Source organism: Bradyrhizobium canariense (genome assembly GCF_018130465.1).
Taxonomy (GTDB): Bacteria; Pseudomonadota; Alphaproteobacteria; order Rhizobiales; family Xanthobacteraceae; genus Bradyrhizobium; species Bradyrhizobium canariense_C.
The window spans coordinates 176,567-202,555 of the sequence record NZ_JAFCKJ010000012.1; the positions used below are offsets into that span (position 1 = coordinate 176,567).

26 protein-coding genes, 1 other RNA gene and 1 pseudogene are annotated in these 25,989 nt (G+C 65.4%); 19 read left to right on the top strand and 9 right to left on the bottom strand.

Annotated elements, in window-relative coordinates; genetic code table 11:
* The first annotated feature begins 9 nt into the window (after positions 1-9).
* The 9 genes and pseudogenes from yidC (at position 10) to dapE (ending at position 9,214) form a co-directional block, all read left to right on the top strand.
* Positions 10-1,854 carry a membrane protein insertase YidC gene (yidC, locus tag JQ591_RS27275; RefSeq protein WP_211399132.1) on the top strand — a complete coding sequence of 615 codons (1,845 nt, stop codon included), beginning with the start codon at positions 10-12 and terminating at the stop codon, positions 1,852-1,854.
* Between the two features lie 113 nt (positions 1,855-1,967).
* Complete coding sequence (yihA, locus tag JQ591_RS27280) at positions 1,968-2,621, top strand: ribosome biogenesis GTP-binding protein YihA/YsxC (protein ID WP_211399096.1); 654 nt, start codon at positions 1,968-1,970, stop codon at positions 2,619-2,621.
* Positions 2,621-2,980, top strand: coding sequence for a DUF423 domain-containing protein (locus tag JQ591_RS27285; protein WP_211399097.1), 360 nt, complete (start codon positions 2,621-2,623; stop codon positions 2,978-2,980). Before yihA ends, JQ591_RS27285 begins: the two co-directional genes overlap by 1 nt.
* A gap of 262 nt (positions 2,981-3,242) precedes the next feature.
* Positions 3,243-4,130, top strand: coding sequence for an acetylglutamate kinase (gene argB / locus JQ591_RS27290; protein WP_211399098.1), 888 nt, complete (start codon positions 3,243-3,245; stop codon positions 4,128-4,130).
* Between the two features lie 86 nt (positions 4,131-4,216).
* Positions 4,217-5,203, top strand: a complete 987-nt coding sequence (locus tag JQ591_RS27295; RefSeq protein WP_211399133.1) for a DUF1036 domain-containing protein — start codon at positions 4,217-4,219, stop codon at positions 5,201-5,203.
* A 206-nt stretch (positions 5,204-5,409) separates the two neighbouring features.
* A pseudogene (locus tag JQ591_RS27300) lies at positions 5,410-6,135 on the top strand (pyrimidine 5'-nucleotidase).
* Between the two features lie 182 nt (positions 6,136-6,317).
* Positions 6,318-7,163: a 2,3,4,5-tetrahydropyridine-2,6-dicarboxylate N-succinyltransferase gene (dapD, locus tag JQ591_RS27305; RefSeq protein ID WP_211399099.1), complete on the top strand. Its 846-nt coding sequence runs from the start codon at positions 6,318-6,320 to the stop codon at positions 7,161-7,163.
* A gap of 222 nt (positions 7,164-7,385) precedes the next feature.
* Positions 7,386-8,039: a DUF805 domain-containing protein gene (locus tag JQ591_RS27310; protein ID WP_211399100.1), complete on the top strand. Its 654-nt coding sequence runs from the start codon at positions 7,386-7,388 to the stop codon at positions 8,037-8,039.
* Complete coding sequence (dapE, locus tag JQ591_RS27315; protein WP_211399101.1) at positions 8,036-9,214, top strand: succinyl-diaminopimelate desuccinylase; 1,179 nt, start codon at positions 8,036-8,038, stop codon at positions 9,212-9,214. The genes JQ591_RS27310 and dapE overlap by 4 nt, the downstream gene beginning before the upstream one ends.
* A 138-nt stretch (positions 9,215-9,352) precedes the next feature.
* On the opposite strand, the gene JQ591_RS27320 is transcribed toward dapE, so the two are convergent.
* From JQ591_RS27320 to def, 4 genes are all read right to left on the bottom strand, one after another.
* Positions 9,353-9,688, bottom strand: coding sequence for a GIY-YIG nuclease family protein (locus JQ591_RS27320; protein WP_211399102.1), 336 nt, complete (start codon positions 9,686-9,688; stop codon positions 9,353-9,355).
* A 29-nt stretch (positions 9,689-9,717) separates the two neighbouring features.
* Positions 9,718-10,455: a tRNA pseudouridine(38-40) synthase TruA gene (gene truA / locus JQ591_RS27325; protein WP_211399134.1), complete on the bottom strand. Its 738-nt coding sequence runs from the start codon at positions 10,453-10,455 to the stop codon at positions 9,718-9,720.
* A gap of 120 nt (positions 10,456-10,575) precedes the next feature.
* Positions 10,576-11,511, bottom strand: coding sequence for a methionyl-tRNA formyltransferase (gene fmt / locus JQ591_RS27330; RefSeq protein WP_211399103.1), 936 nt, complete (start codon positions 11,509-11,511; stop codon positions 10,576-10,578).
* A gap of 273 nt (positions 11,512-11,784) precedes the next feature.
* Positions 11,785-12,309, bottom strand: a complete 525-nt coding sequence (gene def / locus JQ591_RS27335; protein ID WP_211399104.1) for a peptide deformylase — start codon at positions 12,307-12,309, stop codon at positions 11,785-11,787.
* Between the two features lie 171 nt (positions 12,310-12,480).
* Between def and JQ591_RS27340 the strand changes: the two genes are divergently transcribed.
* Together JQ591_RS27340 and JQ591_RS27345 are read left to right on the top strand one after the other, a co-directional pair.
* Positions 12,481-13,680, top strand: coding sequence for a DNA recombination protein RmuC (locus JQ591_RS27340; protein ID WP_211399105.1), 1,200 nt, complete (start codon positions 12,481-12,483; stop codon positions 13,678-13,680).
* Positions 13,681-13,821: 141 nt separating this feature from the next.
* Positions 13,822-15,186: an AmpG family muropeptide MFS transporter gene (locus JQ591_RS27345; protein WP_211399106.1), complete on the top strand. Its 1,365-nt coding sequence runs from the start codon at positions 13,822-13,824 to the stop codon at positions 15,184-15,186.
* Between the two features lie 177 nt (positions 15,187-15,363).
* On the opposite strand, the gene JQ591_RS27350 is transcribed toward JQ591_RS27345, so the two are convergent.
* From JQ591_RS27350 to ffs, 5 genes are all read right to left on the bottom strand, one after another.
* Complete coding sequence (locus JQ591_RS27350; protein WP_211399107.1) at positions 15,364-15,801, bottom strand: hypothetical protein; 438 nt, start codon at positions 15,799-15,801, stop codon at positions 15,364-15,366.
* Positions 15,802-15,827: 26 nt separating this feature from the next.
* Positions 15,828-16,430, bottom strand: a complete 603-nt coding sequence (gene recR / locus JQ591_RS27355; RefSeq protein ID WP_007604678.1) for a recombination mediator RecR — start codon at positions 16,428-16,430, stop codon at positions 15,828-15,830.
* Position 16,431: 1 nt separating this feature from the next.
* Entirely contained in the window at positions 16,432-16,761 is a 330-nt protein-coding gene (locus tag JQ591_RS27360) for a YbaB/EbfC family nucleoid-associated protein (RefSeq protein WP_211399108.1), read from the bottom strand.
* Positions 16,762-16,865: 104 nt separating this feature from the next.
* Entirely contained in the window at positions 16,866-18,683 is a 1,818-nt protein-coding gene (locus JQ591_RS27365; protein ID WP_211399109.1) for a DNA polymerase III subunit gamma/tau, read from the bottom strand.
* A gap of 94 nt (positions 18,684-18,777) precedes the next feature.
* Positions 18,778-18,874: signal recognition particle sRNA small type (gene ffs / locus JQ591_RS27370), an RNA gene on the bottom strand.
* A 192-nt stretch (positions 18,875-19,066) separates the two neighbouring features.
* On the opposite strand from ffs, the gene JQ591_RS27375 reads away from it, so the two are divergent.
* The 8 genes from JQ591_RS27375 (at position 19,067) to JQ591_RS27410 (ending at position 25,979) form a co-directional block, all read left to right on the top strand.
* Positions 19,067-19,921, top strand: a complete 855-nt coding sequence (locus tag JQ591_RS27375) for a transporter substrate-binding domain-containing protein (protein ID WP_211399110.1) — start codon at positions 19,067-19,069, stop codon at positions 19,919-19,921.
* A 122-nt stretch (positions 19,922-20,043) separates the two neighbouring features.
* Positions 20,044-20,706 (top strand): amino acid ABC transporter permease, encoded by a 663-nt coding sequence (locus tag JQ591_RS27380; protein WP_211399111.1) that lies wholly within the window; start codon positions 20,044-20,046, stop codon positions 20,704-20,706.
* Positions 20,703-21,497, top strand: a complete 795-nt coding sequence (locus JQ591_RS27385) for an amino acid ABC transporter ATP-binding protein (RefSeq protein WP_211399112.1) — start codon at positions 20,703-20,705, stop codon at positions 21,495-21,497. Before JQ591_RS27380 ends, JQ591_RS27385 begins: the two co-directional genes overlap by 4 nt.
* Positions 21,497-22,252, top strand: a complete 756-nt coding sequence (locus JQ591_RS27390) for an SDR family NAD(P)-dependent oxidoreductase (protein WP_211399113.1) — start codon at positions 21,497-21,499, stop codon at positions 22,250-22,252. Before JQ591_RS27385 ends, JQ591_RS27390 begins: the two co-directional genes overlap by 1 nt.
* Positions 22,249-23,376 carry a muconate cycloisomerase family protein gene (locus JQ591_RS27395; RefSeq protein WP_211399114.1) on the top strand — a complete coding sequence of 376 codons (1,128 nt, stop codon included), beginning with the start codon at positions 22,249-22,251 and terminating at the stop codon, positions 23,374-23,376. Before JQ591_RS27390 ends, JQ591_RS27395 begins: the two co-directional genes overlap by 4 nt.
* A gap of 271 nt (positions 23,377-23,647) precedes the next feature.
* Positions 23,648-24,067, top strand: coding sequence for an HIT domain-containing protein (locus JQ591_RS27400; protein WP_211399115.1), 420 nt, complete (start codon positions 23,648-23,650; stop codon positions 24,065-24,067).
* Positions 24,068-24,078: 11 nt separating this feature from the next.
* Complete coding sequence (gene nudC, locus JQ591_RS27405) at positions 24,079-25,017, top strand: NAD(+) diphosphatase (protein WP_211399116.1); 939 nt, start codon at positions 24,079-24,081, stop codon at positions 25,015-25,017.
* 8 nt (positions 25,018-25,025) lie between these two features.
* Complete coding sequence (locus tag JQ591_RS27410) at positions 25,026-25,979, top strand: sugar kinase (protein WP_211399117.1); 954 nt, start codon at positions 25,026-25,028, stop codon at positions 25,977-25,979.
* The last annotated feature ends 10 nt before the right edge of the window (positions 25,980-25,989 follow it).

Here is a 25,989-nt window from a genome sequence, read left to right on the forward strand (position 1 = left end):
GAGAGAATGATGACCGACAACCGCAACACCATCCTCGCCGTCATCCTGTCGGGGCTCGTGCTGATCGCCTGGCAATATTTCTACAACATGCCGGCGATGGAAAAGCAGCGCGCCCAGCAACAGGCGCAGGCCGAGATGCAGAAGACCACGCCGCAGCCGACGGCGTCCGCGACGCCAGGCGCTGCGCCGCAGCCCGGCAGCGCGGCCCAGCCGTCGACGCCGAGCGCGAACCAGCAAGCCCAGCCGGTCCAAAGCCGTGACAGCGCGATTGCGGCCAGCCCGCGCGTGAAGATCGACACGCCGCGGCTTGCCGGCAGCGTCGCGCTGAAGGGCGGCCGCATCGACGACCTCGCGCTGGTGCAATACCGCGAAACGGTCGACCCGAAGTCGCCGCCGATCATCCTCTATTCGCCCTCGGGCACCGCGGAGCCTTATTACGCCGAGTTCGGCTGGGTGCCTGCGACGGGCGTGACGGCGAAACTGCCGGACGCGCAGACCGTCTGGCAGCAAGACGGCAGCGGCAGCCTGACGCCGACGACGCCGGCGGTGCTGAAATGGGACAATGGCGAGGGCCTCACCTTCCGCCGCACCATCGCGGTCGACGACCACTATCTCTTCACCGTCAAGGACGAGGTGAGCAATGTCGGCAACGCGCCGGTCACGCTCTACCCGTTCGCGCTGATCTCGCGCCATGGCACGCCGCAGGTTTCCGGCTACTACATCCTGCATGAAGGCCTGATCGGCTATCTCGATGGCTTGCAGGAATACGCCTACAAGAAGATCGACGAATCCAAGACGGTGAACTTCAAGGCCACCAATGGCTGGCTCGGCATGACCGACAAGTACTGGGCCTCGGCGCTGCTGCCGGACACCAGTGCGCAGCTTCAGGCGCGCTTCTCGTCCAACCCCGTCGGCAACGTCCACACCTACCAGACCGATTATCTGCTCGATCCCGTCACCGTCGCGATCGGCGGCTCCGCCACCGCGAACGCGCGGCTGTTCGCCGGCGCCAAGGAAGCCGGCGTCGTCGGCGTGTTCCCGTTCGCCGGCCTCGGCGGCTACAACAAGGAACTCGGCCTCAACCATTTCGATCTCTTGATCGACTGGGGCTGGTTCTACTTCATCACCAAGCCGATGTTCCTCGGCCTCGACTTCTTCTACCGCTTCTTCGGCAATTTCGGCATCTCGATCCTGCTCGTGACCGTGATCGTGAAGCTCTTGTTCTTCCCGCTGGCGAACAAGTCCTACGCCTCGATGGCGAAGATGAAGTCGGTCCAGCCGCAGCTTCAGGCGCTGAAGGAGCGCTACCCCGACGACAAGGTGAAGCAGCAGCAGGAGATGATGGAGATCTACCGCAAGGAGAAGATCAATCCGGTCGCCGGCTGTCTTCCCGTGGTGATCCAGATCCCGGTGTTCTTCTCGCTCTACAAGGTGCTGTTCGTCACCATCGAGATGCGGCACGCGCCGTTCTTCGGCTGGATCAAGGACCTCTCGGCGCCGGATCCGACCAATCTGTTCACCCTGTTCGGGTTGATCCCGTTCGATCCGACCACGCTGCCGCTGTTCGGCCACTACCTCGCGCTCGGCATCTGGCCGATCATCATGGGCATCACGATGTGGTTCCAGATGAAGCTGAACCCGACGCCGCCGGATCCGACCCAGCAGATGATCTTCAACTGGATGCCGCTGATCTTCACCTTCATGCTGGCGGGCTTCCCGGCGGGCCTCGTGATCTACTGGGCCTGGAACAACACGCTCTCGGTGCTCCAGCAGAGCTTCATCATGCGCCGCAACGGCGTGAAGGTGGAGCTGTTCGACAATCTCAAGGCGACGTTCGCGAAGAAGGCGACGTAGCAGTCGTCGTTGCGAGGAGCGAAGCGACGAAGCAATCCAGAGTCCCTCAGCGGATGCATTTCTGGATTGCTTCGCTTCGCTCGCAATGACGCGGACAAACAGAAAGCCTTCGCATGACCGACGACAAAGATGCGAAGCTGATCGAGGCCGGGCGAAAGCTGTTCACGCGCGACTGGCAGTTCATCTGGGCCTCGCCCTCGATTGAAGCGCTGCCGCCGATGGCGGGGCTGGAGATCGCCTTTGCCGGCCGCTCCAATGTCGGCAAGTCCAGCCTGATCAACGCGCTGACCGGCCGCAACGCGCTCGCGCGCACCTCGCATACGCCGGGCCGCACCCAGGAGCTGATCTTCTTCGAGGTCCCCGGCAAGACCGAACTGCGGCTCGTCGACATGCCCGGCTACGGCTATGCCAAGGCGCCGAAGAGCCAGGTCGCGTCCTGGACCGAGCTGATCCACAAATTCCTGCTTGGACGCACCAGCCTCGCGCGCGTCTACGTGCTGATCGACGCTCGGCATGGCCTCAAGGAGGTCGACCACGAAGTCCTGAAGACGCTCGACCGCTCCGCGGTCAGCTACCAGATCGTGCTGACCAAGGCCGACCAGGTGAAGGCCGCCGAGCTTGCCGAACGGATTGCCGAGACCGGCGTTGCGCTTGCCAAGCATGGCGCGGCGTTTCCGGACGTGCTGACGACCTCGTCCCGCTCCGGGGCCGGCATGGCCGAGCTGCGCGCCGCGATGGCGAAGCTGCTGGAGGAGCGGACCAAGTGATGGCCCGCCTGTTGATCGGGCTTAGCGGCCTGATGGGCGCCGCCGGCATCGCGCTGGCCGCCGCCTCCGCGCACGGCGGCGATGCAAGCCGACTTGCCTCCGCAAGCGCCATGCTGCTGTTTCATGCAACTGCCATACTTGCAGTTGTTGCCCTGCTCGCGCACCGCCTTCTGCACGGCGGAATTGGCATCATCGCCGCGTTCGGCTTCGCAGCCGGCGCCGCGCTGTTCGCGGGCGACCTCACCTTGCGGCAATATGCCGGCCATTCGCTGTTTCCATATGCGGCGCCGACGGGTGGATCGGTGATGATTTTGAGCTGGCTGGCGGTGACGCTCGCGGCGGTGGTGACGCGAAAGTAGGGGCTCTTCTTCCTTCTCCCCTTGTGGGAGAAGGTGGCGTAGGCGGCCTACGGCCGCCGTTCTTAGAAACGCCGATGCTTTGCATCGGCTATGGCGCCGGATGAGGGGTCTGCCTCCGCGGATAGAGACCCCTCACCCGTCTCGCCGCTCTCGCGGCGATCCACCCTCTCCCACAAGGGGAGAGGGAAAGAACATCACTTTGCGCACCGCCCGCCAATCGGATAGAACGCGGCCCGAGTATCCCGCCAGCGAGATCCGCCTCATGACCGAAATCTCCCCGCTCGACCAGGCCCGCATCCTGTCCGAAGCGCTGCCGCACATGCAGCAGTATGACGAGGAAACCATCGTCATCAAATATGGCGGCCATGCCATGGGCGACGAGGAGACCGCGAAGAATTTTGCCCGCGACATCGTGCTGCTCGAGCAGACCGCGATCAATCCCGTCGTGGTGCATGGCGGCGGACCGCAGATCGCGACCATGCTCAAGCGCCTCGGCATCGTCTCGGAATTCGCGGCGGGCCTGCGCATCACCGACGCCGCCACCATCGAGATCGTCGAGATGGTGCTGGCCGGCTCGGTCAACAAGCAGATCGTCGGCTACATCAACGAGGCCGGCGGCAAGGCGGTGGGGCTATCAGGCAAGGACGCCAACATGGTGAAGGCGTCGAAGACGACGCGCACCATCAGGGACCCGGACTCGCACATCGAGAAGGCGGTCGATCTCGGCTTCGTCGGCGATCCCGAGAAGGTCGACCTCACGCTGCTCAACCAGCTGATCGGCTACGAGCTGATCCCGGTGCTCGCGCCGCTCGCGACCTCGAAAGAGGGCCAGACGCTGAACGTCAACGCCGACACTTTCGCAGGTGCCGTGGCCGGCGCGCTGAAGGCAAAGCGGCTGCTGCTGCTCACCGACGTGCCGGGCGTGCTCGACAAGTCCAAGAAGCTGATCCCGCAGCTCTCGGTCAAGGACGCACGAAAGCTGATCGCCGACGGCACCATTTCCGGCGGCATGATCCCCAAGGTCGAGACCTGCATCTACGCGCTCGAACAGGGCGTGGAGGGTGTCGTCATCATCGACGGCAAGATGCAGCACGCGGTGCTGCTCGAGCTCTTCACCAACCAGGGCACGGGAACGCTGATCCACAAGTGAGAGATGAGAAAACGAGAGACGCCGTCGTGGCCGGGCTTGTCCCGCCTGCGAGGCCGCAGCGCCGCTCGACCTTGACGCGCCTGCTGATGACGTTGCCAGCCGCGGCCGTCTCGTTCGTCTTCTCTTCCGCACCGGCGGTCGCCGACCTCAAGATCTGCAATCGCATGTCCTATGTCGTCGAGGCCGCGATCGGCATCGACGACAAGGCGGCGACCGCGACGCGCGGCTGGTTCAGGATCGACCCCGCTACCTGCCGCGTGGTGGTGCAGGGCACACTCGCCGCCGACCGCATCCTGCTCAACGCCCGGGCGCTCGGCGTCTACGGCGCATCCCCGATCCCGCAGAACGGCAGCGACACGCTGTGCGTGGCGCAGGACAATTTCGTCATCGCGGCCGCGCGGCAGTGCCGCAGCGGCCAGACCCAGGCCGCCTTCACCCAGATCACGCCGACGCAAGGATCGGACGGCAATTTCGTCGCCTACCTCGCCGAGGATTCCGAATACGATGACGAGCAGGCCCGCCTCGCCGGCATCCAGCGGCTTTTGGTGATCGCAGGCTACGACGCCGCGCCGATCGACGGCGTCGACGGGCCGAAGACGCAAGGCGCGCTGGCCGCTTTCCTGAAGAGCCGCGGATTGTCGTCCGACATCCTGTCGTCGCCGAACTTCTTCAAGACCATGGTCGATGCCGTGCAGACACCATCTGCGACCGGCCTCACCTGGTGCAACGACACCACGCACAAGGTGATGGCGGCGGTCGCCACCGACGACGGCAAGTCGGTGACGAGCCGCGGCTGGTATCGCATCGACCCCAAGACCTGCCTGCACCCCGATGTGAGCGGCCAGCCGAAGCAGATCTTCAGCTTCGCGGAAGCCATCGACGCCGACAACCGCGTCGTCAAGCTGAAGGACAAGCCGCTGAACTGGGGCGGCGACAAGCAGCTTTGCACGCGCGAGACCAAGTTCGAGACCAACGAGCAGACCGACTGCGGCGCGCGCGGTTTCGCGGCCACGGGCTTTGGCGCGGTGGACATGTCGAGCGGCGGCAAGACGCTGCGCTTTGCGGCGCCGTGATGGGTGGCGTGATCAGCCCTGGCGCCACAAACACTAATGTCGTCCCGGCGAAGGCCGGGACCCATAACCACAACAGGAAGTCGTCGCACGAAGCTGCAAACTCCGGATCTTCGCCAAACCACTCCCTGGGGGTATGGGTCCCGGCCTTCGCCGGGACGACCGCGGAGAGTGGCGCGACGCTTGCGTGTAGCAGATAGAGAGCTGACATGACCGCCCCCCGCGCCTTCGCCCATATCGACACCTGGGTGTTCGACCTCGACAACACGCTCTATCCGCACCACGTCAATCTGTAGCAGCAGGTCGATGCTCGGATCACCGAGTTCGTTTGCAACTGGCTGAACCTGGCACCGGTGGAAGCGCGCAAGATCCAGAAGGATTATTACCAGCGCTTCGGCACCACCATGCGCGGCATGATGACCCTGCATGGCGTACGCGCCGACGACTATCTCGCCTACGTCCACAAGATCGACCACTCCCCGCTGGAGCCGAACCCGGCGCTGGGCGCAGCGATCGCAAAACTGCCGGGACGAAAGCTGATCCTGACCAACGGCTCGGTCGACCATGTCGATGCGGTGCTGGCGCGGCTCGGCTTTGCTGCGCATTTCGACGGCGTGTTCGACATCATCGCCGCTGAATTCGAGCCGAAGCCGGCGCCGCAGACCTACCGGAAGTTTCTCGCCGACCACGCGGTCGATCCGACCCGCGCCGCGATGTTCGAGGACCTCGCCCGCAACCTCACCGTCCCGCACGAGCTCGGCATGACAACCGTGCTGGTGATACCGGATGGGACGAAGGAAGTGGTGCGCGAGGATTGGGAACTGGCCGGCCGGGATGCCGCTTATGTCGACCACGTCACGGACGATCTGGCGGGGTTTTTGGCGGGGCTTGACGCACTCTCTCCACGTCGTCCCGGCGAAGGCCGGGACCCATAGCCCGAGGACGCGGTTGTAGCGGGAAACTGCTAACTCCGAGTCTTCGCCAAACGACTTCCTGTGGTTATGGGTCCCGGCCTGCGCCGGGATGACAATGGAGTATACCTTGACTCCGTGCCGCCAAATCCCGAAAAAGCGACCCAATCCGCCACAAATCCTAGCCTTCCGAAGAGGAAATCCCGATGTCCCTGTCCGCCCTCGAATCCACCATCAACGGCGCCTTCGACGCGCGCGACGGCGTCTCGACCTCGACCAAGGGCGAGATCCGCGAGGCCGTGGATCAGGCGCTGGAGATTCTGGACAAGGGCGAGGCCCGCGTTGCCGAGCGCGGCACCGACGGCAAGTGGAAGGTCAATCAATGGCTGAAGAAGGCGGTGCTGCTCTCGTTCCGCCTCAACGACATGGGTGCCATTCCCGGCGGCCCCGGCAAGGCGACCTGGTGGGACAAGGTGCCCTCGAAGTTCGACGGCTGGGGCGAGAACCGCTTTCGCGACGCAGGTTTCCGCGCCGTCCCCGGCTCCATCGTGCGCCGTTCGGCCTTCATCGCCCGCAACGTCGTGCTGATGCCGTCCTTCGTCAATCTCGGCGCCTATGTCGATGAATCGACCATGATCGACACCTGGTCGACCGTCGGCTCCTGCGCGCAGATCGGCAAGCGCGTGCACATCTCCGGCGGCGTCGGCATCGGCGGCGTGCTCGAGCCGCTGCAGGCCGAGCCGGTGATCATCGAGGACGATTGCTTCATCGGCGCGCGCTCCGAGGTCGCCGAAGGCGTGATCGTGCGCAAGGGCGCGGTGCTGTCGATGGGCGTGTTCCTGGGTGCCTCGACCAAGATCGTCGACCGCGAGACCGGCGAGATCTTCATCGGCGAAGTGCCGGAGTATTCGGTCGTCGTTCCCGGCGCGCTGCCCGGCAAGCCCATGAAGAACGGCCAGATCGGCCCGAGCACCGCCTGCGCCGTCATCGTCAAGCGCGTCGACGAGCGCACGCGCTCCAAGACCAGCATCAACGAGCTGCTGCGGGACTGAGTTCGGTCAAGCTGCCTATCCATCGTCGTCCCTGCGAAGGCCGGGACCCATACCCCCAGGGAGTGGTTTGGCGAAGATTCGGAGTTAGCAGCTTCGCGACCAAATGTGTTTTGTGGTTATGGGTCCCGGCCTTCGCCGGGACGACACCGAGAGTCTGTCGAACCCACCCTCCCCCCATCGCGACCAACATCCGGACGGCCTCCACCGCCTGGAACTTTTGCCATGGACTGGACCTGGTATCTCTTCCGCTTCGACGGCCGCATCAACCGCGCCCTGCTGTGGCAGGCGCTGCTGATCGTCATGGTGCTGGCCTGCCTGCTCGGGATGATCGATCAGGCCATCAGGGTGCTGAACGGGGCCGCCACCTTCGCCTTCGACTACAGGCTCGATCTCGACTTCGGTATCGACGGCATCTTCAACGTGGTCGATCCCAGGGCCTATCGTCTGCTGGCAACCACCGACCGCGCGACCCTCGTCCTCAAGGTGCTCGGCACCTCGCTATTCCTCTGGATCTACCTCGCAACCGCGACCAAGCGGCTGCACGATCGCGACCGGAGCGGCTGGTGGCTCGTTCCGTTCTTCGTCGTGCCCGGCCTGTTCGACCAGTTCTCGGACCTGCTGCCCACCCAATCAAACTGGATTGTTGCCCTCGCCTGGGCCGTGCACATTCCGTGGTTTTGGGGCCTCGTCGAAATGTTCATTGTGCCCGGCACCTCGGGCAGCAACCGGTTCGGCGCCGATCCTTTGGCTGAACCCGCGGAAGGCTCCGCAGCTGCCTCGCCGCCGGCGAAAAGCTGGGACCAGCAGAGCGAGATCGAATTTGTCCCGCCCAGTGCTAGCCCACCCGGCGGCATGCATGTTAAGCGGGGCGCATGACCGATGCTCTCTCGATTGCCCGCGATCTCATCCGCTGCCCCTCGGTAACCCCGGCCGATGCCGGTGCGCTGGGCGTGCTCGAACAAGCCCTCAACGCGGCAGGCTTCACGTGCCACCGCGTCACCTTCAGCGAGCCCGGCACCGCCGACGTCGACAATCTCTATGCGCGGATCGGCACTGACGGGCCGCACATCACCTTTGCCGGCCACACCGACGTGGTGCCGGCGGGCGACGAGAGTGCCTGGAGCGTCGGCGCGTTCTCCGGCGAGGTGAAGGACGGCTTTCTGCACGGCCGCGGCGCGGTCGACATGAAGGGCGGCATCGCCTGCTCGGTCGCCGCGGTGCTGGAGCATCTCGCCGCGAACGACGGCAAGCCGCGCAGCGAGGGCCAAACATCGGGTTCGGGTTCGATTTCCTTTCTGATCACCGGCGACGAGGAAGACGTCTCCATCAACGGCACCATCAAGCTGTTGAAGTGGGCGGCCGAGCGCGGCGAGAAATTCGACCATTGCGTGCTCGGCGAGCCCTCGAATGTCGAGACGCTCGGCGACACCATCAAGGTCGGCCGCCGCGGCTCGCAATCCGGCACGCTGTTCGTCGACGGCGTGCAGGGCCACGTCGCCTATCCGCACCGCGCCGCCAATCCGGTGCCTGATATCTCGCGGCTGATCGTGGCGATCAGCGACGAGCCGCTCGACCATGGCAGCGCGGCGTTCCAGGCCTCCAACCTCGAATTCACCTCGGTCGACGTCGGCAACACCGCCAACAACGTCATCCCGGGACAAGCCCGCGCAAAATTCAACATCCGCTACAACGACAACCACACCCAGGCGAGCCTGCGCGAGTTGGTCGAGACGCGGCTGACAAAAGCCTGCGGCAACCGTATCCGCGCCCGCATCGTCTGGGAGCCGTCGAACTCGAACGTGTTCGTGACCAAGCCCGGCCCGTTCACCGAACTCGCGGTGTCCGCGATCGAGGAAGTGACGGGCCGCAAGCCGGAGCTGTCGACGTCGGGCGGCACCTCGGATGCGCGCTTCATCTCGAGCTATTGCCCGGTGATCGAGTTCGGCCTGGTCGGCCAGACCATGCACCAAGTCGACGAGCGCGTGCCGGTCAAGGACCTGGAGCAGCTGACGAAGGTGTATCGCGGGATTTTGGCAAGGTATTTTGCGTAAGGCTCCAGTGCCGCCAAGCCCTCCGCCGTCATGCCCGGGCTTGTCCCGGGCATCCACGTTCCTGGGAGCCGCTGAAGAAGGTCGTGGATGGCCGGGACAGGCCCGGCCATGACGTTGTGGCGAGAGTACGAGCACGTCTCACTGGGTGATCGTGTCGTAGAGATCCTTCCATTCGGGATTGTCCCTGAGGATCAACCTCACCTTCCACGTCCGCGACCAATGCTTGATGTTGTGCTCGCGCTGGATGGCGGTCTGGATGTCTTCGTAACGTTCGAAATAGACGAGCAGCTTAACGCCGTACTTCTTGGTGAAACCCGGTACCAACCCTTCGCGATGCTCGTGCACGCGTCGCACGAGGTCATTCGTCACACCGACGTATAAGATGCCGTTTGGCGCGCTCGCCAGGATATACACCCATCCACCGTGCATGGTCGGATGTTGCCGCACGTGGATGGCCGGGACAAGCCCGGCCATGACGTTGGGGCAAGAGGTTGCCCACCTCTCTAATAATCCACCTGCATCAGATACAGCCCGTCCGGCGGGGCGACGATGCCGCAGGCGGCGCGGTTGCGCGCGGCGAGCGCTGCGGAGAGATCGTCGGCGGTCCAGCGGCCTTCGCCGACCCACATCAGCGACCCCACCATCGAGCGCACCTGGCTGTGCAGGAACGAGCGCGCCGAGGTGAGAATCGTGATCTCGCGGCCGTCGCGCAGCACGTCGAGCTGGTCGAGCGTCTTCTCCGGCGACTTGGCCTGGCACTCGGTGTCGCGGAAGGTGGTGAAATCGTGCTTGCCGAGCAGGCGCTGTGCCGCCGCATGCATCGCATCGGCGTCGAGCCGGCGCGGCACACGCCAGGCGTGGCCGACATCAAGCGCGAGATTGGCGCGGGTGTTGACGATGCGGTAGCGGTAATGGCGCTTCACGGCCGAGAAGCGCGCCTCGAAGGCATCAGGCACGATCTCCGCCTCGAGCACCGCCACCGGGTGCGGGCGAAGATGTGCGTTGAGCCCGTCGCGAAAACGGCCCGGCGGAAATTGCTTGTCGATATCGACATGCGCGACCTGGCCGCGCGCATGCACGCCGGCATCGGTGCGGCCGGCGCCATGCACCCGCAAATCCGCGCCGGTCATCGCCTTCACCGCGGCTTCCAACGCGCCCTGCACCGAGGGCAGCGTCTCCTGCACCTGCCAGCCAAAGAACGGCGCGCCGTCATATTCGATGATGAGCTTGTAGCGGGGCATCTTGTCCAGTTTCGCTGTCATCGCCCGGCTCGACCGGGCGATCCAGTACTCCGCAGCCTATCCGTTCGACCGAGAAGCCTCGGCGTACTGGATACCCCGCCTTCGCGGGGTATGACAGCGTCAGGTGAATTTGGCGCCGGCCTTCAGCGGCACGCCGCGCAGGAAGTCCACGGCCTGCATCCGCGCCTTGCCTTCGCGCTGGAGCTCGATGATGCGGATTGCGCCCTCGCCGCAGGCGATGGTGAGGTGATCGTCGAGCACCACGCCGGGTGCGCCAGAACCTTTCGCAAGTTCGCAGCGCAGGATCTTTACGCGCGCGTTTTCCTCGACGCCTGCGAGTTCCGCCCAAGCGCCGGGAAACGGCGACAGGCCGTGGATATGGCGCAGCACCTCGCGCGCGGGCCTGGTCCAGTCGATCCGCGCTTCGGCCTTGTCGATCTTGGCGGCATAGGTGACGCCGTCCTCGCTCTGCTGCTTGAGCTGGAGCCCGCCGCGGGCGAGCGCGGCCATGGCGCGCACCATCAGATCAGCGCCAAGCCGGGACAGACGGTCGTGCAGATCGAGCGCTGTCATGGTGTCGGAGATTGCGAGCCGTTCCGCCATGGCGACGTCGCCGGTATCCAGCCCGACGTCCATCTTCATCACCATCACGCCGCTCTCGGCATCGCCGGCCATGATCGCGCGGTTGATGGGAGCAGCACCCCGCCAGCGCGGCAGCAGCGAGGCGTGGAGATTGTAGCAGCCGAGCTTTGGCGCATCGAGGATCGCCTGCGGCAGGATCATGCCATAGGCGACGACGACGGCGGCATCGGCGTCGAAGGCGCAAAACTCGTCGAGCGCTTCCGGCGTCTTCAGCGTCTTGGGTGTCAGCACGGGGATGCCGAGTTTTCGCGCGGCCTCTTCCACCGGGGTCGGCTGCAATTGCAGGCCGCGCCGGCCGCCGGGCTTCGGCGCGCGGGTATACACGGCCGCGATCTCGTGGCCATGCGCGACCAACTCGAGCAGCGTCGGCACGGAGAAATCGGGCGTGCCCATGAAGATCAGGCGGAGGGGCATGACAAGGACTCGGTATGTTCCCTCCCCCCTTGCGGGGGAGGCATAGGCCGCCTTCGGCGGCCGTGATCTTTAGATCCACGCCGAAGCGAAGCTTCGGCTATGGGAGAGGGGTGCCACACGACGTGCTCTTTCGGCTTGAGCGCGGGCGCTTTTTTGCTCGCGCTCGCAAAACGACGAACGCCTTTTCCTGGGCTACCCCTCTCCCCCGCCCTCCCCCGCAAGGGGGGAGGGAGCGCATGGGAGTTCGCGGCAGCACCAGCGCTCACAAATGACTCACTCCGCGCGCTTGGCGGCTTTCTCGAACTTCTTGATCACGCGGTCGCGCTTGAGCTTTGACAGATAGTCGACGAACAGCACGCCGTTGAGATGGTCGATCTCGTGCTGGATGCAGGTGGCGTAGAGGCCGTCGGCGTCCTCCTCGTGCACCTTGCCGTCGAGATCGGTGTAGCGCACCCGCACCTTCGCAGGCCGCTCGACCTCCTCGTAATATTCGGGGATCGACAGGCAGCCTTCCTCGTAGACCGACAGGTCCTCGGAGGAGGCGATGATTTCCGGATTGATGAAGACGCGCGGCTCGGGCTTGGTCTCGCCGTCCTGGTCGGGCTTGGCGAGGTCCATGGTGATCAGCCGCAACGGCTGCGCGACCTGGATCGCCGCGAGCCCGATCCCGGGCGCGTCGTACATGGTCTCGAACATGTCGTCGGCAAGCTTGCGGATCTCCGGCGTGACCTTCTCGATCGGCTTGGAGACCAGACGCAGCTGCTTGTCGGGCAGGATGATGATTTCTCTGAGGGCCATGGCCGCGATTTAATCCGCGCGCCCGATGCGGTCAATGCGGCCCGGAACCCCGTTAACCCTCCGCTAACCATAAAACTTCAGGTTTCGGTAACCATAAAAATTAACGGGGCATTTACCATAAATGTTCGCTATTCGTTCGTGTGCGAGGCCGAATCGGATAGAACGGCGGGCATGAACGAGATCATTTTCATGCTCGGCGACTGGCCGGTGCGCACCGTAGACGTGCTGATCGGCTTCGGCGCCCTCGTCCTCATCCTGCTGGTCATGATCGCGGTCGTCATCGCACGGTCCTCCCGGCGCGGCGCGGAACTCGCGATGGCCAACGCCATCCGCGCCGACGAGCTCGAGGAGCGCGTCAGCCAGATGCTGCACGCCCAGAGCGAGGCTTCGGGCCGGGTCGACGCCATGACCCAGACGCTCGCCGGCCGCCAGGCCGACATGGCGCGTGCGGTCAACGAGCGGCTGGATTCGGTGACCCACCGCGTCGGCCAGTCCATGGAGCACTCGACCCGCAACACCATGGAGAGCCTGCACGCGCTGCACGAGCGGCTCGGCATCATCGACAGCGCGCACAAGAACCTCACCGACCTCACCACGCAGGTGACGACCTTGCGCGACGTGCTCGCCAACAAGCAGTCGCGCGGCGCCTTCGGACAGGCGCGGATGGAGGCGATCGTCCAGGACGGTCTGCCGAAGGGCGCCTACGAGTTCCAGTTCACGCTCTCGACCGGCAAGCGGCCCGATTGCGTCGTGTTCCTGCCCGACCAGCGGCCGCTCTGCATCGACGCGAAATTTCCGCTGGAGGCGATGACCGCGCTGCATGACGCCCGCACCGACGAGGAGCGGAAAATCGCCACGCAGCGGCTGCGCGGCGACGTGATGAAGCATGTCAGCGACATCGCGGAAAAATATCTCGTCGCCGGCGAGACCCAGGAAATGGCGCTGATGTTCGTGCCGTCGGAATCGGTCTACGCCGAGATCCATGACGGCTTCGACGACATCATCCAGAAGGCCTATCGCGCCCGCGTCGTGCTGGTGTCGCCATCGCTTTTGATGCTGGCGATCCAGGTGATGCAGCAGATCATGAAGGACGCGCGCATGCGCGACGCCGCGGACCAGATCCGCACCGAGGTGATCAAGCTCGGCGACGACCTCGGCCGCCTGCGCGACCGCGTGCTGAAGCTCCAGAAACATTTTGCCGACGCCAACGAGGACGTGCGGCAGGTGCTGATCTCCGCCGACAAGATCGAGAAACGCGCCGGGCGGATCGAAGAGCTCGATTTCAGCAAGACCGATGCGCCCGAAGGCCCGCATCTCGTGGCGACCGGCACGCCGGAGCTGTTCCCAAGGAAGCTCCAGGCGGGGGAGTGACGCCGTTTCCGTCATGGCCGGGCTTGTCCCGGCCATCCACGACCTTTTCAGCGGCATCAAGAACGTGGATGCCCGGGACAAGCCCGGGCATGACGACGTTGTGGCAGAGGCATCAAGGCCAAAATCTGCTAACACCCGCCCATGACCGCACCCGACGCGACCTCCCCCGGCAGCCCCGACACGACCCCCACCTCCTGGCGTGACAGCCTTGCCGTTTACCTGCAGCCGCGGGTGCTGATCGTGCTGTTCCTCGGCTTCTCGTCCGGGCTGCCACTGGCGCTGTCGGGCTCGACACTGCTGGTGTGGATGCGGGAATCCGGCGTCGATCTCAAGACCATCGGGCTGTTTGCGCTGGTCGGCACGCCCTACACGCTGAAATTCCTGTGGGCGCCGCTGGTCGATGCGCTGCACGTGCCGCTGTTCACGCGCGCGTTCGGGCGGCGCCGCGGCTGGCTGCTGTTCTCGCAATTGCTGCTGATCGTCGCGATCCTGCTGCTGGCGCTGACCGATCCCGCGCGCTCGCCGTTCTACGTCGCGCTCGGCGCATTGCTGGTGGCGACGACCTCGTCGACGCAGGACATCGTGGTCGACGCCTTCCGCGTCGAGAGCCTGCCGGAGAGCGAGCAGGCCGCCGGCATGGCGTCCTATGTCGCGGCCTATCGCATCGGCATGCTGGTCTCGACCGCCGGCGCGCTGTTCATCGTCTCCGGCTTCGAGAGCACCGGCATCACCCGCACATCCGCCTGGATGTGGGGCTATGTGGTGATGGCGGGGATGGTGCTGATCGGGACGATCACAGCGCTGATCGCGACCGAGCCCGAGCAGTCGGCGCGGGCGGAAGCTGCGACGCAAACGGAAACCGCGTTCGCGCGCGTGCTGCGCGCGGCGATCGGCGCCTTCTCGGAATTTCTGACGCGGAAAGATGCGCTCGCCGCGCTTGCCTTCGTCGTGCTGTTCAAGTTCACCGACGCCTTCTCAGGCACGATGACCGCGCCGTTCGTGATCGACCTCGGCTTCTCCCGCAACGACTATGCAGCGATCGTGAAGGGCGTGGGTCTGGCTGCGACGCTGATCGGCGGCTTTGCCGGCGGTTTCGTCGCGCGGCGCTATTCGCTTGCGACCAGCCTCTGGATCGGCGGCGTGGTGCAGGCGCTCGCGAACCTCTCCTTCTCCTGGCTGGCCTTCGTCGGCACCAGCCAATGGGCGCTCGCCTTCGCCATCACCTGCGAGAACTTCACCAGCGCCATCGGCACGGTGATCTTCGTCGCCTATCTTTCGGCGCTCTGCCAGAACCCGCTGCACACGGCGACGCAATATGCGCTGCTCACCGCGCTTGCCGCAGTGGGGCGGACCTATCTCTCGTCAGGCGCCGGCTTCGTGGCTGATACGACCGGCTGGCCGCTGTTCTTCGCGATCTGCATGCTGGTGGCGATTCCCAGCCTGGTGCTGCTGGCCTGGCTGCAGAGGCGCGGGCACTTTGATGCGCTGGGGCCGGTGCGGGTGTAGAGGCTGCTCGCTGTCATGCCCCGCCACCGGGTCTCGCCTTCGGCGAGCCCGATGACAGGCCCCGGCGGGGCATCCAGTATTCCGAGATGGTTGTGATTGACCGAGAAGCTGCGGCGTACTGGATCGCCCGCCTACGCGGGCGATGACACCGGAATCCTGGAGAGAGGGAACCTCCCCCTACTGCTTCTTGATCAGGCTCCACTTCGTGATCACGGCCTCGCTCATCTGGCCGGGATCGCTGGCGCAGGCGACTTCGTCGACCTTGACCGAGATCTCCTTGCCGGCGAACGTCTTCAGCTGTGCGGCCTGCGCATCGCCGCTGGGAACGAGCTGGAAGGTTTCGGGCCCGGTCTCGAGATTGCACAGCCCGCTCGGCGCCGGCAGCCGGCGCGGCTCGGAGGTGATCTGGTAGGTCGCAACCCGCTTGCCGACGTTCTTGACGTCGCGCACTTTCATCGTGTTCAGCTCGCCCGACAGCACCTCGCCGGCATTGATCGGCTTGCCGGGCTTCGACGGCGGCGGAGCCCCGTCGTCCTGTTGCGCGGAGATGGCCGGTGTCCCCAGCGTCATCATCGTTGCGACCAAAGCCCATCGTGCGGCGAAAAGTTTCGTCATGTCGTCCGTTCCGTAAGTCTGGATGGCTAGAACAGGGTGCGCTGCCGCATCGCGGCCGATAGCGTACCTTCATCGAGATAATCAAGCTCGCCGCCGACCGGCACACCATGGGCGAGCCGGGTTACTTTTACGTTGGCGTCCTGAAGCAGGTCGGTGATGTAATGCGCCGTGGTCTGGCCGTCGACAGTGGCATTCAGCGCCAGGATGACCTCATGCACCTGCGCCTCGTGCGCGCGCGCCACCAGCGCCTCGATGGTGAGGTCCTGCGGGCCGACGCCGTCGAGCGGCGACAATGTCGCGCCCAGCACGTGATAGCGCCCTTGGGTCGCATTGGCCCGCTCCAGCGCCCAGAGATCGGCAACGTCGGCGACGACGACGATGATCGAAGGGTCGCGCCTCGGATCGGTGCAGACCGTGCAGGGACTTTGCGTGTCGATGTTGCCGCAGGTCTTGCAAACCTGGACCTTCTCGAGCGCGACCTGCATGGCCGAGGACAGCGGCATCATCAGCGCTTCGCGCTTCTTGATCAGATGCAGCGCGGCGCGCCGCGCCGAGCGCGGGCCGAGGCCCGGCAGCCGCGCGAGAAGCTGGACCAGCCGCTCGATTTCAGGACCCGCAACAGCGCCCATATTACTGGCCGAACAGCCCCGACATGCCCGGCGGCAGACCGAGCCCGCCCGTGAGCGCCTGCATCTTCTCCTGCATGGCGGCTTCCGCCTTGCGGCGGGCCTCGCCGAACGCGGTGACGAGCAGATCCTCGAGCACCTCGCGCTCTTCCGCCTTCATCAGCGAAGGATCGATCTTGACGCCCTTGACGTCCATCTTCGCGGTCATCCGCACGGCGACGAGACCGCCGCCGGAGATGCCCTCGACCTCGACGTTGCCGAGCTGGTCCTGCATCTCCTGCATCTTGGATTGCAGCTGCTGCGCCTGCTTCATCATGCCGAAAATATCGACCATCGGTGCTGTCCTTGGTTGGCGCGATGAATCATCATCGCGCCTTCGCTTGTTGTTTTGAGCATGATCCAATCGGAAAAGCGCTTCACGCTTTTCCGGATCACGCTCTAGAGATCGTCGCCGTCGGAACCGTCGGGCGGATCGTCACTGCCATAGTCGGCGTTAATATCGGATTCCGGCGCCTCGGGGGCAAGCCTGCGGACTTCGACGACCTTCGCACCCGGAAACCGCGACAGCACCTCGCGCACGCGCGGATCGGCCTCGGCGGTGCGCGCATGTTCCTGCTTGGCCGCCTGGTTCACCGAGCGCAGCGTCGGCTGGCCCTGTTCGTTGGAGACGATCACGGTCCAACGGCGCCCGGTCCAAAGCTCGAATTTTCGCGCGAGATCGGAAATCATGGTCTTGGAGGCGTTGGGCTCGAGCGCGACTTCCAGCCGGCCCTCCTCGAAACGAACGAGGCGCATGTCGCCTTCGAGCGCGCCCTTGGTCAGGAGGTCGCGCTTCTGCCCGGCGAGCGCGACGAGCTGGGTGAAGCTCGTGACGCGCAACACGGGCGCGGCAGCTTGCGGATCCGGCGCGGGCGTTGCCATCTGCGGACGGGCACCACCGCCGCCGAAGGAGGACGGTGACGATGTTGGCATGCGAATCGGAGCCGCGGACGCCATCGGCGCGGCGCCCGCGTTGCGCGCGGCACTGCCGCCGCTCACGACCGGCGAACCGCCGCCGTTCTGCTCCAGCATCTTGATCGCTTCGTCCGGCGTCGGCAGGTCGGCGACATAGGCAATGCGCACCAGCACCATCTCGGCGGCTGCCGCGGGCCGCGTCGCGGCCTGCACCTCGGTGATGCCCTTGAGCAGCATCTGCCACATCCGCGACAGCACGCGCATCGAGATCTTCGAGGCGAAATCCCGCGCGCGCACGCGCTCGGTCTCGCCATAGGCGACGTTGTCGGCGGTCGCCGGCACGATCTTCACGCGGGTGACGAAATTGACGAATTCGGCGAGATCCGAGAGCACCACGATCGGATCGGCGCCGACGTCGTACTGGTCGCGGAATTCCTTGAACGCGGACGCGATGTCGCCACGTGCCAGAGAAGCAAATAGATCGATGACACGGGTGCGGTCGGCGAGCCCCAGCATCTGCCTGACGGCATCGGCCTTCACGGTGCCTGCCGCATGCGCGATCGCCTGATCGAGCAGCGAGAGCGAATCGCGCACCGAGCCTTCCGCGGCGCGCGCGATGATGCCGAGCGCTTCAGGCTCGATCTCGACGTTTTCCTTGGCCGCGATGCTGGCGAGATGTTTCATCAGCACGTCGGCTTCGACGCGGCGCAGGTCAAATCGCTGGCAGCGCGACAGCACGGTCACGGGAACCTTGCGGATCTCGGTGGTCGCGAACACGAATTTGGCGTGCTCCGGCGGTTCCTCCAGCGTCTTCAGGAAGGCGTTGAACGCCGCTGTCGACAGCATGTGGACTTCGTCGATGATGTAGACCTTGTAGCGGGCGCTGGCCGGCGCGTAGCGGACGCTGTCATTGATCTGACGAACGTCGTCGACGCCGGTATGCGAGGCCGCGTCCATCTCCAGCACGTCCATGTGCCGGCTTTCCATGATCGCCTGGCAATGCACGCCGAGCGCCGGCATGTGGACGGTCGGGCCCTTCACCGAGCCATCCGGCATCTCGTAGTTGAGCGCACGGGCAAGGATGCGCGCAGTGGTGGTCTTGCCGACCCCGCGGACGCCGGTGAGGATCCAGGCCTGCGGAATGCGGCCGGTCTCGAACGCATTGGAGACGGTGCGGACCACGGCCTCCTGGCCGATCAGATCGTCGAAGCTGGAGGGACGGTATTTCCGCGCCAGCACCCGGTAGGGCGTGCTGGCCTGGCCGGCGCTGTCAGGGTTGGGAGGGGCGCCAGCGTCGGTCATCGGTCGATCCGCAATGAAGTGTCTTTCGGCCGGCTTTGCGGAAAGGAGCGCGCTGGCGGCTCGAGCCGCCGGCGCAATTCGCTCGGAAAAACAGGTAGGAGACTGACGAGCGACCCGATCCGGACCTCGTTAGGGCTGCTTCCTTCCGGACCTGACCCGGTTGGCGAGTGGCTCGTCCACCGCCAATCTCCCGGTCCCTATTTGGGGCCAAAAGGACCGGAAAGCAAGCGGGTATCGGCTCGAACGGGCTGGGCTGGTTCTGGCTTGCCCAGCATCCGGGCAATTCCCGGCCTGCCCAGCCGATAGGCTGTGCTTTCACTGCCGAAGGCACCTTGGTAAGAACGCTGCCGGAACTCCTTCCAACAGAAAAGCGATTGATCCCAATGGTTACACGTCGTGATGTTGCATCGATTGTCGGACTTGGCGCCATTGGTGCGGTGACCGCGGGGGCGCTGGCCACGCCGGCCGTCGCCCAGGCGGCCGATCCGAATGAATCGACCTTCGCCCGCATCCGCCGCACCAAGAAGATGCGGATCGGCGCGGTCGGCGGCGGCGCACCCTATTACATGAAGGATCTTTCGACCGGCCAGTGGAAGGGTTTTTACGTCGACATCGCCAAGGCGCTCGCCGACGACATGGAAGCCGAGCTCGAGATCACCGAGACCACCTGGGGCAATTCGGTGCTCGACCTCCAGTCCAACAAGATCGACATCTTCTTCGGCCTCAACCCGACCCCGAAGCGCGCGCTGGTGATCGATTTCTCGGTGCCGGTCTTCAACAACGCCTTCGGCATCCTCTGCAAGAAGGACTTCAAGCCGAAGAGCTGGGCCGAGCTGAACTCGCCCGACGTCAAGCTCTCAGTCGACCAGGGCTCCTCGCACGACCAGGTCGTTAGCCGACTGACCCCGAAGGCGCAGATCTCGCGGCTGAAGACCGCCGACGACGCCACCGCCGCGCTCCAGACCGGCCGCGTCGACGCGCAGTGCCTGATCACCATGCTGTCGCTGACGGTGCTGAAGAAGAATCCCTCGCTCGGCCAGTTCGTGCTGCCGACGCCGATCTTCGCCACCACGTCGAACGCCGGCTTCCGCCGCGAGACCGACAAGACCTGGCGCGACTACGTCAACACCTGGATCGACTTCAACAAGGGCCTCGGCTTCATCCGCAACGCGATCATCACCAACATGGAGCTGGTTGGCGTGACCGAGGCGGACATTCCGCCGGGCGTTTCGCTGTAAACTTCCACTGTCATTCCGGGGCGCCCGAAAGGGCGAACCCGGAATCTCGAGATTCCGGGTTCCATGCTTCGCATCGCCCCGGAATGACGGTGCAAACGGCACCCACGACGAGTTAAACACGCATGTATCAGTGGGACTTCGGCATCCTCTGGAGCTATCGCTGGCTCTTTCTCAACGGGCTCGGCGTCACCGTCGGCTTCACCGTGGTCATCGTGGTGCTCGGCCTCGTCTTCGGCCTGTTCGGCGCGTTCGGCACCCTGTCGCGCTTTCGAGCGGTGCGCCTGGTCGCGCTCACTTTCATCGAGGCGTTCCGCTGCACGCCGATCCTCGTGCAGCTGATCTGGTTCTATTACGCGCTGCCGATCCTGGCCGGGGTCGAGATGACGCCGATCACGGCCTCGGCGCTGGCGCTCTCGCTCTATGGCGGCTCGTTCTATTCGGAGATCATCCGCGGCGGCATCATCTCGATCGACCGCGGCCAGTCCGAAGCCGGCGCCGCGCTCGGCATGACCCCCAGCCAGAGCATGCGGCGCATCGTGCTGCCGCAGGCGATCAAGCGCATGATCCCGGCGCTGATGAACCAGTCGATCATCCAGTTCAAGAACACTTCGCTGGTCTCGGTGCTGGCGGTGCCCGACCTCGTGTATCAGAGCCAGGTCGCCGCCCATGACAGCTACCGTCCGCTGGAAACCTACACCGCCGTCGCGGTCGCCTATGCGGCGATCCTGATTCCCCTGACCATCATGGTCCGGCGCGGCGAGAAACGACTGGCGGTCGGCGAATGAGCGACACGTCAAAAATCGAGATCCGTGGCCTGCGCAAGAGCTTTGGCAGCAACGAGGTCTTGAAGAACATCAATCTCGACGTCGCCAAGGGCGGCGTCGTGGCGCTGATCGGCCCGTCCGGCTCGGGCAAGTCGACGCTGCTCCGCTGCATCAATCTCCTGGTGACGCCCGACGGCGGCAGCGTCCGCGTCGGCGACACCCGCTTTACGTTCGGAGAAGGCACAAAGCTGCCTGACGTAAAGACGCTGGCAAAATTCCGCACCACCACCGGCATGGTGTTCCAGCATTTTAATCTGTTCCCGCACATGACGACGCTCCAGAACGTGATGGAGGGGCCGGTCACGGTGCGGCGCATGGCCAGGGCTGACGCCGAGAAGCTGGCGCGGGCCCAACTCGCGAAGGTGGGCCTTGCCGAGAAGGCCGATCAATATCCGGCAACGCTCTCCGGCGGACAGAAGCAGCGCGTCGCGATTGCGCGGGCGCTCGCGATGGAGCCGGACGTGATGCTGTTCGACGAGGTCACCTCCGCGCTCGATCCCGAGCTTGTCGGCGAGGTCTTGAACGTCATGCAGCAGCTGGCGTCGGAGGGCATGACCATGGTGATCGTGACCCACGAGATCGCCTTCGCCCGCGAGGTTGCCGATCGCCTCATCTTCATGCGCGACGGCGTCGTGGTCGAGGAAGGCCCGGCGCGGCAGGTCATCGACAATCCGCAGGAGGCGGCGACGCGCGCCTTCCTCAGCCATTTTCACCGCACCGGCGCATTGCCGCCGGCCAACGCAGCACCGTGATGCCTGATATCGATCGTGTCTATCTCGTCACCGGTGCCGCCAGCGGCATCGGCCGCGCCACTGCAAAACTGCTCGCCGCACCCGGCACTGCGCTGCTGCTGCACACGCGCTCCAACGCAGCCGGCCTCGACGCCACGGCGGCGGAAGCCGAAGCGCAAGGCGCTATCGTCGCAAAATGCCTCGGCGATCTCGCCGAGGAGGCCGCGGTCACCGACGCCGTCGCCGCTACGCAACGCGCCTTTGGCCGGCTCGATGGATTGATCCTGGTCGGCGGCCATGCCCGGCGCGGCAGCGCGATCGGCACGCCGGCGGATCAGTTCCGCAAGGCGATGGACGAATCGCCGCTCGCGTTCACACGGCTGGTGGACGCCGCGCTCCCGCTGCTGCGTGCGGGGCGAGATTCGCGGATCGTGGCGGTGTCGTCCTTCGTGGCGCATGCGATCCGTCCGGAGTTCGCGCCCTTCGCCGCGACGGCAGCGAGCCGTTCCGCGCTCGAAGCGCTGGTACGGCTCACTGCAGTCGAGCTCGCCAAGGAGGGCATCACCGTCAACGCCGTCGCGCCGGGCCTCATCATCAAGGACAAGCCCAGCGAAAGCCGGCTTTCACCCGAGCAGATCGCCGCGACCGAGGCGCTGATCCCGATGGGCCGCCGCGGGCGGCCGGAGGAAGTGGCCGAGATCATCGCCTTCCTGGCGTCCCCAAAAGCATCCTACGTCACCGGCCAGGTCTGGCACGTCAATGGAGGCCTGACATGACCGAAGCAACCGTCGAACGCATCAGGCTGTTCCTGATCGAGAGCCCGATCAAGATGGCGCGCCTCCAGGGCGTCGGCAACGTCAAGGGCACGGTGAAGCGCGTGCTGCTCGAGCTCACCGCGAGCGACGGCGTGATCGGCTGGGGCGAGGCGGCGCCGTGGGAAGTGTTCACGGGAACGCCGGAAGCGGCCTTCTCCGCGCTCGACATCTATTTGCGCCCAATCCTGCTCGGCAAGTCGGTGCGCCGCATCCGCGTGCTGATGGCCGAGCTTGACCGCGCGCTCGTCGGACACGCCGAGGCCAAGGTCGCCATCGAAATGGCGCTGCTCGACATCGTCGGCAAGTCGTCGGGACTTTCGGTCGCCGACCTGCTCGGCGGGCGCGTGCGCGACACGATACCGCTGTCGTTCTCGATCGCCGATCCGGATTTCGCCGCCGATCTCGAACGCATGCGGAAGATGGTTCCGGACGGCAATTTCATCTACAAGGTCAAGACCGGCGTGAAGCCGCATCGCGAGGATCTCGATCATCTCGAGGCGATCCGCAAGGAGTTCGGCGACAAGGTCGATCTTCGCGTCGACTACAACCAGGCGCTGGCGCCGTTCGGCGCCATCAAGATCCTGCGCGATGTCGAGCGGTTCGCGCCGACCTTCATCGAGCAGCCGGTGCCGCGCAAGTTTCTCGACGTGATGGCGCAGCTCACCGCGGCGCTGGAAACGCCCGTGCTCGCCGACGAAAGCTGTTTCGACCGCCGCGACATGATGGAGGTGGTGCGCCGCGAGGCGGCAGATGCCGTCTCGATCAAGCTGATGAAGGCCGGCGGCCTGTTCGAGGCGCAGGCGATCATGGCGATCGCCGACATTGCCGGCCTGCCCGGCTATGGTGGCACGTTGTGGGAGGGCGGCATCGGGCTCGCCGCCGGAACGCAGCTGATCGCGGCGACGCCGGGGATCTCGCTCGGCTGCGAATTCTACATGCCGCATCATGTGCTGACCGAGGACGTGCTCGAGGAGCGTGTCGCCAATCGCGGCGGCCACGTCGTGGTGCCCGACGGCCCCGGCCTCGGCATCCGCGTCAGCGAGGCCTCCGTGCGTGCCAATGCGCGGGTGCTGGCGGAGGGGTAGCCTCATCGTCGTCCTGGCGAAGGCCAGGACCCATTACCACAAATCTCGGTTGTGTGGCACGGCTGGCGCCATCAACGTGCCACTTCCCACGTCCTGTGGTTATCGCGACGGGCGCAAGCGCTCGCCCAGGGGTCCTGGATCAGCGCTCCGCTTGTCCAGGACGACGATCGAGTATGCAGAAGCTGCGGGGCCCTAACCTTCCCCTCGCCAACTCCGTATCGTATGGTCCGGCCAAACGCGCCCGACCCCATCGGGCAATCTGGAAACGCATATGTCTGATCCCGCCTGGTCACTGCACTCCCGCCTGAAAGAGGACACCATCGACATCGGCGATTTGCCGCTGTCCAAGGTATTGGTCATCAAGGACGCGCATTATCCCTGGCTGCTGCTGGTGCCGCGGCGCGTGGATGCGGTCGAGATCATCGATCTCGACGAGGTGCAGCAGGCGCAATTGATGACCGAGATCTCCCGCGTCTCGCGCGCGCTGAAGGAGATCACCAAATGCGACAAGCTCAACATCGCAGCACTCGGCAACCTCGTGCCGCAGCTTCACGTCCACATCATCGCGCGCCGCACCGGTGACGCCGCCTGGCCGCGGCCGGTCTGGGGCGTGATGCAGCCCTTGGCGCACGACGCCACAGAGGTGCAGAGTTTCATCGGCGCGCTTCGCCGCAAGATCTGGTTGGGTTGAAAGAACAAGAAATGTCAGCATTCGACTCGTTTCCACTGGGACAACCGGCCTTCGTCACCAACATCCTCGACCGCGCCGCGCATCTGCGCCGCGACGAGGAAAAGCTGTTCGCGATGGAGCAGAAGCCGTCCTCGCGCGCCTATGTCGTCTACCGCGACTCGCTGCTGGTGAAGCGCGAGGGCGAAAAAGCGCGCGCGATGCTGGGAATCGACGAGGCGCTGAAGTGCGGCGCCAATCCCGGCACGATCTTCCTGGGTCTGCGCGACGGCGCCGCGATGTTCGGCATGGGCCTGTCGCAGGCTGCGGCCGAGAAGCTGATCGGCCGCGACGATTACACCGTCACCGAGCTGCGCGGCATGGCGATGCAGGGCGCAGTGCCGCCGCAGGAGCTGTCGGCGATCGCAATGGCGAAGTCGATGGTGGGTTGGCATCAGCGCCACGGCTATTGCGCCAATTGCGGCACGCGTACCGCGATGAAGGAAGGCGGCTGGAAGCGGGAGTGCCCGAGTTGCAAGGCCGAGCATTTCCCGCGCACTGACCCTGTCGTGATCATGCACGTCGCCTCCGGCGACAAATGCCTGCTCGGCCGCCAGAAGCAGTTTCCGCCCGGCATGTATTCGTGCCTCGCCGGCTTCGTCGAGGCCGCCGAGACCATCGAGGACGCGGTGCGCCGCGAGATCCTCGAAGAGTCCGGAATCCGCTGCACCGACGTGCAGTATTACATGACCCAGCCCTGGCCCTATCCGTCGTCGTTGATGATCGGCTGCAGCGCGCGGGCCGTGAGCGAGGACATCGTCGTCGATCATTCCGAGCTGGAGGATGCGCGCTGGTTCACGCGCGAGGAGGCCGCCCTGATGCTGGCGCGGACGCATCCCGACGGGCTCGCCGGTCCGCACCCGTTCGCCATCGCCCATCACCTGCTCGGCCGCTGGGTGCACGACAAGAGCTGAGACCGCCGATGGCGCTATCTGTGATCGCGCCGCGCATCCTGTGCATCGGCATTCCCGTTCGCGACCTGACCTTTCGTGTCGAGGCTGTGCCCGCGCGCGGCAGCAAGGCGAATGCCAGCCATCTCGCGGAGATCTGCGGCGGCAACGCGCTCAATGCCGCGATCGCCATCGCGCGGCTTGGTGGCCGCGTCTCCTTCGCGGGCCCCATGGGCGATGCCAGAGAGACGTCGAGCGGCTTCATCCTCGAACGGATGGCCGCTGAAGCTATCGAGACCCCACACATCGTCCGCATGCCGGGGCTCGCGACGCCCGTCTCGGCGATCATGATCGAGCCGTCGGGCGAACGAACGCTCACCATCTATCGCGATCCCGCGTTGTCGACCGTGGAACTGCCGGACGCCGACGCACTGCTCGCCGATTGCCGGGCGGTTCTCGTCGAAAGCCGCTGCGCCGCGTTCGCGACCTCGCTCTGCACCGAGGCACGCCGGCGCGGCATTGCCGTCATCGTCGGCGTCGATCGCGCGATGTCGTTGCAGGACGGCCTGCTCACGGCCGCCTCGCACCTGCTGTTCGCCAGCGAACAGGTGCAGGAGACCGCCGGCATCGCCGACGACGGCGAGGCCCTGAAGCGCTTGGCCGCGCTCACGCCCGCCTTCCTCGCCGCCACCCGCGGCCCGCGCGGCACGATCTGGCTGAACGAGGCGGGGGAGTTGGAGGAGACGCCGGCGGCCCCGATTCAGGCGGTCGATACACTCGGCGCCGGCGACGTCTTCCATGGCGCCTTCACGCTTCGCCTCGCCGAAGGCAGCGACGTGCGGCAGGCGCTGCAATTCGCCGCGGCCGCTGCGGCGCTGAAATGCACCCGCCACGGCGGCGGCCTGGCGGCCCCGCAACGTATTGAAGTTGAAGAGTTTTTGAGCATGGCGCCGGCGGCGACGCTTGACCGGGCGCCAAGATTATAGACTTGCTATA

Excerpts from the sequence above, each read along its gene's own strand:
- yidC (WP_211399132.1), top strand. The coding sequence starts at position 10 with ATGACCGACAACCGCAACACCATCCTCGCCGTCATCCTGTCGGGGCTC.
- yihA (WP_211399096.1), top strand. The coding sequence starts at position 1,968 with ATGACCGACGACAAAGATGCGAAGCTGATCGAGGCCGGGCGAAAGCTG.
- JQ591_RS27285 (WP_211399097.1), top strand. The coding sequence starts at position 2,621 with ATGGCCCGCCTGTTGATCGGGCTTAGCGGCCTGATGGGCGCCGCCGGC.
- argB (WP_211399098.1), top strand. The coding sequence starts at position 3,243 with ATGACCGAAATCTCCCCGCTCGACCAGGCCCGCATCCTGTCCGAAGCG.
- JQ591_RS27295 (WP_211399133.1), top strand. The coding sequence starts at position 4,217 with ATGACGTTGCCAGCCGCGGCCGTCTCGTTCGTCTTCTCTTCCGCACCG.
- dapD (WP_211399099.1), top strand. The coding sequence starts at position 6,318 with ATGTCCCTGTCCGCCCTCGAATCCACCATCAACGGCGCCTTCGACGCG.
- JQ591_RS27310 (WP_211399100.1), top strand. The coding sequence starts at position 7,386 with ATGGACTGGACCTGGTATCTCTTCCGCTTCGACGGCCGCATCAACCGC.
- dapE (WP_211399101.1), top strand. The coding sequence starts at position 8,036 with ATGACCGATGCTCTCTCGATTGCCCGCGATCTCATCCGCTGCCCCTCG.
- JQ591_RS27320 (WP_211399102.1), bottom strand. The coding sequence starts at position 9,688 with ATGGCCGGGCTTGTCCCGGCCATCCACGTGCGGCAACATCCGACCATG.
- truA (WP_211399134.1), bottom strand. The coding sequence starts at position 10,455 with ATGCCCCGCTACAAGCTCATCATCGAATATGACGGCGCGCCGTTCTTT.
- fmt (WP_211399103.1), bottom strand. The coding sequence starts at position 11,511 with ATGCCCCTCCGCCTGATCTTCATGGGCACGCCCGATTTCTCCGTGCCG.
- def (WP_211399104.1), bottom strand. The coding sequence starts at position 12,309 with ATGGCCCTCAGAGAAATCATCATCCTGCCCGACAAGCAGCTGCGTCTG.
- JQ591_RS27340 (WP_211399105.1), top strand. The coding sequence starts at position 12,481 with ATGAACGAGATCATTTTCATGCTCGGCGACTGGCCGGTGCGCACCGTA.
- JQ591_RS27345 (WP_211399106.1), top strand. The coding sequence starts at position 13,822 with ATGACCGCACCCGACGCGACCTCCCCCGGCAGCCCCGACACGACCCCC.
- JQ591_RS27350 (WP_211399107.1), bottom strand. The coding sequence starts at position 15,801 with ATGACGAAACTTTTCGCCGCACGATGGGCTTTGGTCGCAACGATGATG.
- recR (WP_007604678.1), bottom strand. The coding sequence starts at position 16,430 with ATGGGCGCTGTTGCGGGTCCTGAAATCGAGCGGCTGGTCCAGCTTCTC.
- JQ591_RS27360 (WP_211399108.1), bottom strand. The coding sequence starts at position 16,761 with ATGGTCGATATTTTCGGCATGATGAAGCAGGCGCAGCAGCTGCAATCC.
- JQ591_RS27365 (WP_211399109.1), bottom strand. The coding sequence starts at position 18,683 with ATGACCGACGCTGGCGCCCCTCCCAACCCTGACAGCGCCGGCCAGGCC.
- JQ591_RS27375 (WP_211399110.1), top strand. The coding sequence starts at position 19,067 with ATGGTTACACGTCGTGATGTTGCATCGATTGTCGGACTTGGCGCCATT.
- JQ591_RS27380 (WP_211399111.1), top strand. The coding sequence starts at position 20,044 with ATGTATCAGTGGGACTTCGGCATCCTCTGGAGCTATCGCTGGCTCTTT.
- JQ591_RS27385 (WP_211399112.1), top strand. The coding sequence starts at position 20,703 with ATGAGCGACACGTCAAAAATCGAGATCCGTGGCCTGCGCAAGAGCTTT.
- JQ591_RS27390 (WP_211399113.1), top strand. The coding sequence starts at position 21,497 with ATGCCTGATATCGATCGTGTCTATCTCGTCACCGGTGCCGCCAGCGGC.
- JQ591_RS27395 (WP_211399114.1), top strand. The coding sequence starts at position 22,249 with ATGACCGAAGCAACCGTCGAACGCATCAGGCTGTTCCTGATCGAGAGC.
- JQ591_RS27400 (WP_211399115.1), top strand. The coding sequence starts at position 23,648 with ATGTCTGATCCCGCCTGGTCACTGCACTCCCGCCTGAAAGAGGACACC.
- nudC (WP_211399116.1), top strand. The coding sequence starts at position 24,079 with ATGTCAGCATTCGACTCGTTTCCACTGGGACAACCGGCCTTCGTCACC.
- JQ591_RS27410 (WP_211399117.1), top strand. The coding sequence starts at position 25,026 with ATGGCGCTATCTGTGATCGCGCCGCGCATCCTGTGCATCGGCATTCCC.